Origin of the sequence: Pectobacterium sp. S5 (assembly GCF_051707265.1) — a bacterium.
Lineage (GTDB): Bacteria > Pseudomonadota > Gammaproteobacteria > Enterobacterales > Enterobacteriaceae > Pectobacterium > Pectobacterium polare.
The window spans coordinates 174648-186414 of the sequence record NZ_JAULSZ010000005.1 but is presented as its reverse complement, the minus strand read 5'-3'; the positions used below and the strand labels follow the sequence as shown (position 1 = coordinate 186414).

Here is an 11767-nt window from a genome sequence, read left to right as displayed (position 1 = left end):
ATTCCTCAGCTTTGCGAGACTTTACGCGGCACATAGCGGTTAGCAATCAGCTCTCCCGCGGTGTTCACTGTATGCAGCGGTGTGGGCTGCTGCGCCAGATCGAGGTGCGGGAACAGCAGTTCACCCACGCGATACGCTTCTTCCAGATGCGGATAGCCGGACAGAATAAAGGTATCAATGCCGAGATCCGCGTATTCCTGAATGCGTTCGGCGACCGTCGGGCCATCGCCAACCAGCGCCGTGCCTGCGCCGCCGCGTACCAGACCGATACCTGCCCACAGATTCGGGCTGATCTCCAGCTTGTCCTTCTTACCGCCGTGCAGGGCGGCCATGCGCTGCTGACCGACGGAATCGAAACGCGCCAGCGCCGCCTGTGCATCGGCGATGGTCTTTTCATCCAGATGGGAAATCAGCCGATCGGCAGCCTGCCAGGCTTCCTCGGTGGTTTCCCGCACGATGACGTGCAGGCGAATACCGAAGCGAACTTCACGCCCCTGCGCGGCTGCTTTGGCGCGGACTTCCGCCAGCTTTTCTTTAACCTGCTCAGGCGGTTCGCCCCACGTCAGGTAGAGATCGACCTGCTCTGCTGCCAGATTCTGCGCTGCTTCGGAAGAGCCGCCAAAGTAGAGCGGCGGACGCGGTTGCTGTACGGGTGGATAAAGCAGTTTGGCGTCTTTGACCTGAATGTGTTTGCCTGCGAAATCGACGGTTTCACCTTCCAGCAGTCTGCGCCAGATGTGGGTGAATTCCGCCGAGGCTTCGTAGCGTTCTTCATGGCTGAGGAACAGCCCTTCGGCGGCCAGCTCTTCCGGGTCACCGCCGGTCACCAGATTGAACAGCGCCCGTCCGTTAGACAGCCTGTCCAGCGTGGCGGCCTGACGCGCGGCGATGGTGGGGGAAATCACGCCGGGGCGCAGGGCAACGAGAAATTTTAGCCGCTGCGTCACTGGAATGAGCGATGCTGCAACCAGCCAGGAATCCTCGCAGGAGCGGCCTGTCGGCAGCAGCACGCCGCCAAATCCTTGCCGCTCGGCGGCTTGCGCCACCTGTTGAAGATAGCTGTGATCAACATGACGTGCGCCCTCGGTGCTACCAAGATAGCGACCGTCTCCGTGGGTGGGCAGAAACCAGAATACGTTAAGACTCATGGTGTGAACTCCTTGAACTGTCTTGTTTGGGGTAAACAAAAGGGTGCGTGATAGGCAGATTAGTTCGCCTGAGGACGCCAGACGCGCTCTGCGATATTGACCTTCACCGGCACCAGACGATTTTCATAAAACAGGTCGGCCGTGGATTGCTGTGCTTTGATCGTGGCGGCATCCAGCGGTTCGACGGTGGTCGGTGGGCGATGATCGAGCGCCGTTTCAATCACTTTTTCCGGCAGCCCCACCGCGTTTGCCAGCAGCGTGACGCTCTGCGCTCGGTCGCTGATTGTTAAGGCATCCGCTTTGGTCAGCACGTCCAGCACCTGACGAATAAAGGTGCCGTGCGCCTCGGCGTAAGGACGGCCAGCCAGATAGAAGGAGCCGGTTTTCTCCAGCCCGCTGCTGTCGATCAGCACGCGAACGCCGCCTTCCAGCAGCGCGGCGGAATAGTAGGGATCCCAGATTGCCCATGCATCGACATTGCCTTGCTGGAAGGCCGCGCGGGCATCAGCGGGAGTCAGGTAGGTCGGTTTGATATCGGTGAATTTCAGTCCGTCGCGTTGCAGCGCCCGCAGCAGCGTGTTGTGTGCGCTGGAGCCTTTCTGGAAGGCGACTTTGCGGCCTTTTAAATCGGCGACGGTTTTCACCGGGCTGTCTTCCCGTACCAGAATCACTTCGGCCTGAGGCTTAGGCGGTTCGACGCCGACATACAGCAGATCAGCGCCAGCGGCCTGCGCAAAAATAGGGGGGATATCACCGGTGCCGCCTAGATCGATGCTGCCCACATTGAGTGCTTCCAGCATCTGCGGTCCGGCGGGGAATTCAACCCAGCTGATTTTGGTGTTAGGGAACTGCTTTTCCAGCAACTGGTGCGATTTTGCCAGCACCAGACTGACTGAACCTTTCTGATAGCCGACGCGTAGCTGCGTTGGCACGCTGTCCTGCGCATAGGCGGCGGATACGAGCAGCAGGGCGCTGGCAGCCAGCATAGCGGGGAGCTGGCGCAGCCGCGCCGTCACGTTTTTCCATAATGGCGTGCTTTGCCGGGCTGTTCCATCACGTCCTTCCGTGACCGATTTTTTCACCATCAATGACATGCTTATGACCTCTCCCTTATAACTAAAAATTAAAATACCGCGAGAAAATGCAACATCAGGTGATAACCATAGCAGGGGGAGGACGGGCTTTTTAAATCTCAATTTGTCGTTTTTATAGCCAAAAGTAGAAAATGCCTGAAATCAGCGCACTTAGCGTAATAAGCACTGCAATAGTGGGTTTTACCCGTCCTTCTCGTCTGAAATACGTTTTCCATGACCTGCCTCACATTGTTTCCCGCAATGTCTATCATTTCGTGAACCTATTCTCATATATTGGTTTTTTTCATGGAAAACGGTTTCCGTTTTGTTTCCAATGACTGTGTTTCCATAGCCGTGTTTCCAATGCATGTATGTCCACTGGACGTGTTTATTCACGATGCTTTTATTGATGACGTTTTTTATTCATAACGCTTTTTATTCATAACGTACGTACGACGGGGTGTTGAAAATGAAAAGGATCATGCTTTGTTGTTCCGCTGGGATGTCTACCAGCCTTTTAATGAGAAAGATGAAGGAGGCGGCCAGCGCACGTGGTCTGGACGTTGATATTGCCGCCTACGCCGCCCATGAATTTGATGAGCAGGTCGGGAAGTATGACGTTGTGCTGCTGGGGCCACAGGTGAAATATATGCTGGCGTCCTTTCAGGAGAAAGCCGAGGGAAAAGGCGTGCCCGTGGCAGCGATAGACATGATGGATTACGGTATGCAGCGCGGTGACAACGTGCTGGATTTTGCCTTTTCACTGATCGAAAAATCAGGACAACCGCTATGAGTGGCCTCTATCAGTCGATGGTGAATATCATCGAGCAAAAAATTACCCCGCTGGCGGGTGTGGTGGGACAACAGCGACACATCATCGCGATTCGTGATGGGTTTATCGCTGCGCTGCCTTTCATGATCATCGGTTCGTTTATGCTGGTGTTCATCTTCCCGCCGTTTGCACCGGATACCACGCTGGGATTTGCCCGCGCGTGGCTCGATTTCTCCGTTGCCTACCGTGAACAACTGATGCTGCCGTACTACCTCAGTATGGGGGTCATGACCTTCTTTATCTCGGTGGGGATTGGGGCCAGCCTTGGCAAGCACTACAAGCTGGATCCGATCATGACTGGTCTGCTGGCGCTGATGGCATTCTTGCTGGTGGCCGCGCCTTATCAGGATAAGCAAATTTCCACCCAGTACTTCTCTGGGGAGGGGATTTTCACCGCGATTCTGACCGCGATTTATGCGGGTGAAGTGTATGCCTGGCTGAAGAAACGCAACATCACGATTCGCCTGCCGAAAGAAGTGCCGACCGGCGTGGCGCGTTCGTTTGAAATTCTGATTCCCGTGCTGGTCATCGTCGCGACGCTGCATCCGTTTAACCTGTTCATCCAGTCCTCAACCGGCATGATTATCCCTGAAGCCATCATGCACCTGCTGGCACCGCTGATTTCGGCGTCGGATTCGCTGCCTGCGATTCTGATATCGGTATTTATTTGCCAGATTCTGTGGTTTGCCGGGATTCACGGCGCGCTGATCGTCACCGGGATTATGAACCCGTTCTGGATGACCAATCTGGCGCTGAATCAGGCTGCGCTTTCGGCCGGTGCACCGCTGCCGCATATTTATTTGCAGGGATTCTGGGATCACTACCTGCTGATCGGTGGGGTCGGTTCCACGTTGCCGCTGGCCTTTTTGTTAATGCGTAGCCGCGCGATTCACCTGCGTACCATTGGCCGGATGGGCGTGGTACCGAGCTTTTTCAACATCAACGAACCAATTCTGTTTGGTGCACCGATCATCATGAACCCGCTGCTGTTCCTGCCGTTTATTTGCGTGCCGATGGTCAATGCGGTCATTGCCTATACGGCGACGAAGCTCGGTTGGATCGCGCAGGTGGTATCCCTGACGCCGTGGACGACGCCTGCGCCAATTGGCGCATCATGGGCAGCGAACTGGGCGTTCAGCCCGGTGATCATGTGTCTGCTCTGCATGGTGATGTCGGCCGCGATGTATTACCCGTTCCTGAAAGTCTATGAGCGCACGCTGCTTAAGCAGGAGCAGGAGAAACAACAGCAGGCTGCGGGCGAAGCTAGCGCCAGCGCATAAACACGAGTGAAGCAGAGAGGAACGTATGCACGATCATCTTCAGAACGATTTTCGCTTTCCCGCGAATTTTTGGTGGGGTAGCGCCAGTTCAGCACCGCAAACGGAAGGCGAAAGCCTCAATTATGGTAAAAGCGCCACCGTGTGGGACGAATGGTTTGCCACGCAGCCCGGCCGCTTTCACCAGCAGGTTGGGCCAGCGGATACTTCCACGTTTTATCAGCACTGGCGTGACGATATCGCGCTGCTGAAGACGCTGAATCACAACACGTTCCGAACGTCGATCTCGTGGGCGCGGCTGATTCCCGATGGCGTCGGTGAACCGAATCCGCAGGCAGTCGCGTTTTATAATCAGGTCATTGATGAAATGCTGGCGCAGGGCATCACGCCGTTTATCAATCTGTTCCATTTTGATATGCCGATGGTGATGCAGCGGCTGGGCGGCTGGGAAAATCGGGCGGTGGTCGTGGCCTATGCAGGCTATGCGGCGACCTGCTTCCGCCTGTTTGGTGACAGGGTAAAGCACTGGTTTACGTTCAATGAGCCGGTGGTGCCGGTGGAAGGCGGGTATCTGTATGATTTCCACTACCCGAACGTGGTGGATTTCAAGCGTGCGGCGACGGTGGCGTACCACACGATGCTGGCGCATTCGCTGGCGGTGAGGGCGTATCGCGAGCAGTCTCAGGGCGGGGAAATTGGCATTATTCTCAACCTGACGCCTTCCTACCCGCGTTCCCAACATCTGGCCGATGTTAAAGCCGCCAACATCGCCGATCTGATGTTTAACCGCAGCTTCCTCGATCCCGCCTTGAGGGGCGAGTATCCGCAGGAACTGGTCGATCTGCTGCATCGCTATGGCCAACTGCCGCATTGTCAGCCTGACGATCGTGCGCTGCTGGCCGATGGGATTGTCGATCTGCTAGGGATTAACTACTACCAGCCGCGCCGAATTCAGTGCCGCGACAGTCTGGTTAATCCTGATAGTCCGTTTATGCCCGAGTGGTTCTTCTCCAGCTATGAAATGCCAGGGCGAAAAATGAATCCCTATCGCGGTTGGGAAATTTACGAGCCGGGCATCTATGACATTCTGACCAACTTACGGGTGAATTACGGCAATCCGCGCTGCTTTATTTCGGAAAACGGCATGGGTGTCGAGAACGAACAGCGTTTCGACACTAACGGCCAGATTCAGGATGATTACCGCATCGATTTTGTCCGCGAACACCTGAAATATGTACACAAAGGGATCGCGGAAGGCAGCCGTTGCCTCGGCTACCATATGTGGACGTTTATCGATAACTGGTCGTGGTCGAATGCCTACAAGAATCGCTATGGCTTTGTGCAGCTGGATTTGGCGACGCAAAAACGCACGGTGAAGAAAAGCGGACAATGGTTCGCGGCGACAGCGGCCGAGAATGGCTTTCCAGGTTCAACGTCGTAAGTCTATCCACGTCGGTGTGGCACTCTGCCACACCGTATTCTCTATCCCGCTTGCCACCCTCTGTTTCTCTTCCGCATAAAAAGCATGCATAAAAAAAACCGGCTTGCCCTGATGAGGAGGCAAGCCGGAAAGAGGGTAATACGTGATGTCTTACAGAATAGCTAACTGGGATAAAAACTCAGGGTAAACAATGATTAGTTAAAGATTACCGCAGAGCCACGCAGCTGATCGTTACCGGTCGCAGACGTGATGGTATAAGCTTTAGCGCCTGCTTTTTCTGCTTTCGCAGCGAGCTGAGCCTGTAGTGAGCTGAGGTCTTGAGCGGTAGCAGTAACGACGCCGACTTTTTCCAGGTTCTGTGTCTGTGAAGGAGCAACATATTCAGCAGCAGAAGCACCGAAAGTCATGGTAGCGAGAACAACAGCAGCGGCGATGGTTTTTACGTTTTTCATGGTGTCTTATCCTTTTCTGATTGATAGGTGAAAGGGGGCTGCCCTTTCGATATGAAGAATGTTACGCCGATGCTAATGAATTAAAAAACGGATGTTATTGAGAGAGTCTTTCTATTTTTTTGAATGACAATATCGGTTGTTGTTTGTTTTTTTTAAATAAAAAACAATACTTTATACATAAAACTGAAATTTATTTACAAACTATTGACTGATATTGAATGAGTGGAGCGATGTTTTGCCTGTGGAAAATAAACTAACGTTTAATGCTGCTGGACATCAGCTTACCAACATTAATTGCTGGTCATGTGACGGGGAGTGGCTGATTTATGACGTCAGGCCTTATGGATCTTCATTCACAGGACTGACAGTTGAGCGAGTCCACCTGACAAGCCGGGAAACCGAGGTGATTTATCGGGCGACGGCGGGCGCGAACGTGGGCGTGGTGACCTGTAGCCCGCAGGAGCCGCTGCGCTATGTCTTTATCCACGGGCCGGAAAACCCAGACGGCGAATGGCAGTATGATTTTCATCATCGGCGTGGAACGATAGTGGCGGATCGCCAACGCGATGAGGCCATCACGCTTGATGCTTTCTCCATTACGCCGCCTTATCAGGCCGGTGCGCTGCGCGGCGGTACGCATGTCCACGTTTTTAGCCCAGACGCCAGCCGCCTGAGCTTTACCTATAACGACCATGTGCTGCATGAGCGCGATCCGGCATTGAACTTGCGCAACGTGGGCGTGGCCGTGCCGCTACAGGCCGTCACCGTTGAGAAACACCATCCGCGTGAATATGACGGCAGCCACTATTGTGTGCTGGTCAGCAGAACGACGCCGCAGCCGCAGCCCGGCAGCGATGACATCAATCGCGCCTATGAAGAAGGCTGGGTAGGAACGGCGGGCTATATCCGACAGGATGGTTCTCGGCAGCGCTGGGCGCTGGCGTTTATCGGCGATACGCGTGCGGTGGACGGGACAACGGTGCCTGAAATTTTTATCGTCGACTTGCCGGATGCGCTGGAAGAGTACGCCAAAGCGGGCGATGCGCCACTGGCAGGGACGGCAACGTCAATGCCTGCGCCGCCAGCCGGCGTGCAACAGCGGCGTTTAACGTTTACGCACTCGCGTTGTTATCCTGGTCTGGTGAATCAGCCGCGCCACTGGCTGAGAGCCTCGCCCGACGGCAGTGAAATTGCTTTCCTGATGCGGGATGAGGCAGGCGTGGTGCAACTGTGGACGCTTTCCCCGAACGGCGGTGAACCAAGGCAGGTAACGCGCACGGAACACGGCGTACAGTCGGCCTTTAACTGGCACCCGGATGGGCGTTCTCTGGCGTTTGTGTCTGACAACAGCATCATGCGGTGTGATGCGAAAAGCGGTGAACTTGTTCGGCTTACGGCGCGGACGGACAGCGCACCGAGTGCGGATGCCGTGGTCTTTTCCCCTGATGGGAAACACATTGCTTATATGCGGGAGATTGACGGCTTTAATCAGCTTTTTGTCGTGACGACGATGTAACCCGTACGCGTGGACTCATGGCGAGTGCAGTACTATCAAAGCTGATTATGCGGTGAGGTGGCAAGCTGTGAGCTGGCGGTTTGGTTCTGCTCTTCGCTGTGTGAAATGCGTTCGCGCGTCGACAGTTTTTTCTTATCGCTGCCTGAGCGATAGTAGTCGTAGGGCAGCAGCAGGGTGTCGGCCACCGCCGAGAACGGCAGGTCGATAGCGACCAGCGGCATCATCGCCCAACTGGTGTCGTCGTCACGCAGCATATCCACACCGGCGCGCGTGCCGGAATAGTATCCCTGATCGTTTCCAGTATGCGTCATCACGCTGGAGCAACCGCTGGTTGCCACTGCGCCACTACTGGTAATGATGAAAGAGAACAACGCACTTTTCAGTAAGGTCATATTACCTGTCCATTAAGAACCTGCTGCCAGAGCGGATTCCAGAGCCTGCCTATCTTGAGTGTATGTGATAACACCCGCAGCGTAAGTGAATATTGCATGAAACCCAGCGATTTTTCCTTTTTGCCTCTTGAAAGTCTGAGGGGGGTCACCATATTGATAATAAGCCGGAAGAAAACGATACGCCGTCAGGGTATCCGTCTCGGCTGTGAGCCTGTCCTTAGGGAAGGTAAAAAATAAATCCTCGCTGCATGTTTAGGAGGCTGTTTTATGCGTAACCCCGATTTTTCCCCACTGTACCGTTCCGCTATTGGTTTTGATCGCCTGTTTAATCTCTTAGAAACCGGGCAGACCCAGAGTAACGGCGGCTACCCTCCCTACAACGTCGAACTGGTTGACGAGAACCAATACCGCATTGCGATTGCCGTAGCGGGCTTCGCTGAGCAGGAACTGGACATCACCGCGCACGACAACTTACTGATTGTGAAAGGTGCCCACGCCGGTGAGCAGGTTGCCCGTAACTACCTGTATCAGGGGATTGCCGAGCGCAACTTCGAGCGTAAATTCCAGCTGGCCGAACATATTCAGGTAAAAGGCGCCAATCTGGAAAACGGGCTGCTGTACGTCGATCTCGAACGTATCGTGCCGGAAGCGATGAAGCCGCGTCGGATTGAAATCAAGTAAACCAACATCGCGTCATTTGCACGAATCGCGCATTGCCTGAAAAGGTAATGCCATGAATTAACGCTTCGTCTGCCGAATGGGGACGACGCCAGCTATGGAACCGTGGCTGGCATAGGGTACGCCCGCATGGGCATCTTAATCTCGCTTCTTAGAAGGAGTCATATTATGCGTAACTACGATTTATCACCTTTACTGCGTCAGTGGATCGGTTTTGACAAATTAGCCAGCTCAATGCAGGGCAGTCAGGAACCGATTGATTTTCCTCCGTACAATATCGAGAAGAAAGACGACAACCACTACCGCATCACGCTCGCGCTGGCAGGGTTCCGGCAGAGCGATCTGGATATCGAAGTAGAAGGCCCGCGCTTGACCGTGAAAGGCAGCCCGGCACCGTCCGAGAAAGCCGTGGAATATCTGCATCAGGGGCTGGTGTTTAAACCTTTCTCGCTGAGCTTCACGCTGGCCGAGCATCTGCATGTGTCCGAGGCACACTTTGAAAATGGCCTGCTGCATATCGATCTGGTGCGTGACGTGCCGGAAGCCTTGCAGCCTCAGCGTATCGCCATTAATAGTGACCGTCCGGCATTGAACCAGCAGCCTGCTGAAGACGTGTCATAACGCGATATCCGAATTATTTGTTTGATGATTTCCCGCGCTCGTATCATTACGGGCGCGGTTTTGTGTTGCCCGCCACGTTTCCCGCCCCGGCATTCTGCCAGAATCAAAACATACTCATTACAGAGTATTGCAGCAGTGACATTTCCCAATAAAAACGTCCGCAAAGGATACGGGTATGAGTGATATCGCACTTACCGTGAGTATGCTGGCGCTGGTTGCGGTTCTGGGGTTATGGATCGGCAACTGGCGAATTTATGGCGTCGGTTTAGGGATTGGCGGGGTTCTGTTCGGTGGGATCATCGTCGGGCATGTTGCCCATCAGTACCAGATTCAACTGAACGATGACATGTTGCACGTCATCCAGGAGTTCGGGCTGATTCTGTTTGTCTATACCATTGGCATTCAGGTCGGGCCGGGTTTCTTTTCCTCTCTGCGGGTATCTGGCCTGCGCCTCAATGCGTTTGCTCTGCTGACGGTGTTCCTCGGCTGTGTGGTGACCGTCCTGCTGCACAAACTGCTCAATATTCCTTTGCCCATTATCCTCGGTATTTTCTCCGGTGCGGTGACTAACACGCCGTCGCTGGGCGCGGGTCAACAGATACTGACCGATCTCGGTTCGAGTACCGCCTTGGTGAACCAGATGGGGACGGGCTACGCAATGGCGTACCCGCTGGGGATCTGCGTCATTTTACTGGTGATGTGGCTGATGCGTGTTCTGTTCCGCGTAGCGGTGGAGAACGAGGCAAAGCAGTTTGAAGTCAGCAGCGGTCTGCATCACGAGCAACTGCACACGATGAATGTGTCGGTGACGAATAGCAATCTGCAAGGGTTGGCGATTCAGGCTGTGCCGATTCTGAACCGCGACACTATCGTCTGCTCCCGCCTGAAACGTGGTGATGAGCTGATGGTGCCGTCGCCGCAGACGCTGATCCAACTGGGCGATTATCTGCATCTGGTTGGTGCGAAAAACGATCTGGAGCAGGCGCGTCTGGTCATCGGTAATGAAGTTGAGGCATCGCTCTCGACGCGCGGTACGGATCTGCACGTTGAACGCGTGGTGGTGACGAATGAGAAGGTGCTGGGACGCAAGATTCGCGAGCTTAATCTGAAGCAAAACTACGATGTCGTGATCTCGCGCCTGAATCGTGCGGGCGTTGAGCTGGTTGCCAGCAATCAAGCCAGCCTGCAATTTGGCGATATTCTGAATCTGGTCGGGCGAAAAGCGGCGATCGATGCCGTCGCGGATATCGTGGGAAACGCGCAGCAAAAACTCCAGCAGGTGCAGATGCTGCCCGTCTTTATCGGTATTGGGCTGGGCGTGTTGTTGGGCTCGGTACCGCTGATGATTCCCGGCTTTCCTGTCGCGCTGCGGCTCGGGCTGGCGGGTGGGCCGCTGGTCGTGGCGCTGGTGCTGGGGCGCATCGGCGGGATCGGTAAACTTCACTGGTTTATGCCGCCCAGTGCAAATCTGGCGCTGCGTGAACTCGGTATCGTGCTGTTCTTATCGGTGGTGGGACTGAAATCCGGCGGCGACTTCGTCGATACGTTATTGAACGGCGATGGGGTATGGTGGATTGGCTATGGTGCGCTGATTACCATTGTGCCGCTGCTGCTTGTCGGCGTACTGGCGCGGACGCTGGGTAAGATGAACTACCTGACGCTGTGCGGCATGTTGGCGGGCTCCATGACCGATCCACCTGCGCTGGCGTTTGCCAATGGGCTACACCCGACCAGCGGTGCGGCGGCGCTGTCTTATGCGACGGTTTATCCGTTGGCGATGTTTCTGCGCATTATGTCGCCGCAGCTGTTAGCCGTACTTTTTCTTACCCTCTAAATGTTATCAGCTGGATAAAAAATAATATTTTTTCGTCGAATAATGGCGATTTATTTCTTTATTTTTTAATAGAGGAATACCTGAGTGAATAAATAAGGAATAGATAACTGACTGTCTGGAAAAGAATTATATTACCACTGTTAGGTATAAGGTTTTTTTATCATTGCATTGTCGTTAACTTCGTTAATTTTATGTTCTTTAAATGTCAATTATTATTGAATTTCAAGGGTTTTTTATCAGGAAATTAAAACAATGATAGTTTCTTAAATAAATTAATGAACCATTTTAGTAACTAAAGTTACGCTATTTTATAGGCGCATTATAATACTATCTCTTCATTATCACTTGATTTGACAAGACGAGAGAAGCACCCAGAACCCTTGTTTTCTCGTCTTTTTTTTCCGCAGATGATTCCTGTTGCGTTGTTTTCAGCAGGGTGACGAAGGAAGAATAACGAAATACCCACTCCTCCGCACGGGACATCCGTCGTGAATATCTCCTGA

At 53.8% G+C, this 11767-nt stretch carries 11 protein-coding genes; 7 read left to right on the top strand and 4 right to left on the bottom strand.

Annotation, left to right across the window (positions count from 1 at the left end):
• Positions 1-5: 5 nt before the first annotated feature.
• Both ssuD and QWJ20_RS17990 read right to left on the bottom strand, forming a co-directional pair.
• Complete coding sequence (gene ssuD / locus QWJ20_RS17995; RefSeq protein ID WP_039281463.1) at positions 6-1148, bottom strand: FMNH2-dependent alkanesulfonate monooxygenase; 1143 nt, start codon at positions 1146-1148, stop codon at positions 6-8.
• A 59-nt stretch (positions 1149-1207) separates the two neighbouring features.
• Entirely contained in the window at positions 1208-2242 is a 1035-nt protein-coding gene (locus tag QWJ20_RS17990; protein ID WP_433993145.1) for a sulfonate ABC transporter substrate-binding protein, read from the bottom strand.
• 448 nt (positions 2243-2690) lie between these two features.
• Between QWJ20_RS17990 and QWJ20_RS17985 the strand changes: the two genes are divergently transcribed.
• The 3 genes from QWJ20_RS17985 to QWJ20_RS17975 are packed head-to-tail and all read left to right on the top strand — an operon-like array spanning position 2691 to position 5771.
• On the top strand, positions 2691-3014 hold the full coding sequence (locus tag QWJ20_RS17985; RefSeq protein ID WP_095701011.1) for a PTS sugar transporter subunit IIB: 324 nt from the start codon (positions 2691-2693) through the stop codon (positions 3012-3014).
• A complete protein-coding gene (locus tag QWJ20_RS17980) occupies positions 3011-4333 on the top strand; it encodes a PTS sugar transporter subunit IIC (protein WP_039485217.1) in 1323 nt (440 codons plus the stop codon). The genes QWJ20_RS17985 and QWJ20_RS17980 overlap by 4 nt, the downstream gene beginning before the upstream one ends.
• A gap of 25 nt (positions 4334-4358) precedes the next feature.
• On the top strand, positions 4359-5771 hold the full coding sequence (locus QWJ20_RS17975; protein WP_262254268.1) for a glycoside hydrolase family 1 protein: 1413 nt from the start codon (positions 4359-4361) through the stop codon (positions 5769-5771).
• Between the two features lie 194 nt (positions 5772-5965).
• Here QWJ20_RS17975 and bhsA read toward each other — a convergent pair whose 3' ends face one another.
• Positions 5966-6223 carry a multiple stress resistance protein BhsA gene (gene bhsA / locus QWJ20_RS17970; RefSeq protein ID WP_012772777.1) on the bottom strand — a complete coding sequence of 86 codons (258 nt, stop codon included), beginning with the start codon at positions 6221-6223 and terminating at the stop codon, positions 5966-5968.
• Between the two features lie 235 nt (positions 6224-6458).
• On the opposite strand from bhsA, the gene QWJ20_RS17965 reads away from it, so the two are divergent.
• A complete protein-coding gene (locus QWJ20_RS17965; protein ID WP_433993144.1) occupies positions 6459-7739 on the top strand; it encodes a DUF3748 domain-containing protein in 1281 nt (426 codons plus the stop codon).
• Positions 7740-7774: 35 nt separating this feature from the next.
• Here QWJ20_RS17965 and QWJ20_RS17960 read toward each other — a convergent pair whose 3' ends face one another.
• Entirely contained in the window at positions 7775-8131 is a 357-nt protein-coding gene (locus QWJ20_RS17960) for a YceK/YidQ family lipoprotein (protein WP_127157461.1), read from the bottom strand.
• Between the two features lie 267 nt (positions 8132-8398).
• On the opposite strand from QWJ20_RS17960, the gene ibpA reads away from it, so the two are divergent.
• From ibpA to QWJ20_RS17945, 3 genes are all read left to right on the top strand, one after another.
• On the top strand, positions 8399-8812 hold the full coding sequence (gene ibpA, locus QWJ20_RS17955; protein WP_095701006.1) for a small heat shock chaperone IbpA: 414 nt from the start codon (positions 8399-8401) through the stop codon (positions 8810-8812).
• A gap of 165 nt (positions 8813-8977) precedes the next feature.
• Positions 8978-9430 carry a small heat shock chaperone IbpB gene (gene ibpB / locus QWJ20_RS17950; RefSeq protein ID WP_095701005.1) on the top strand — a complete coding sequence of 151 codons (453 nt, stop codon included), beginning with the start codon at positions 8978-8980 and terminating at the stop codon, positions 9428-9430.
• 175 nt (positions 9431-9605) lie between these two features.
• Positions 9606-11264: a putative transporter gene (locus QWJ20_RS17945; protein ID WP_433993143.1), complete on the top strand. Its 1659-nt coding sequence runs from the start codon at positions 9606-9608 to the stop codon at positions 11262-11264.
• Positions 11265-11767 lie beyond the last annotated feature (503 nt).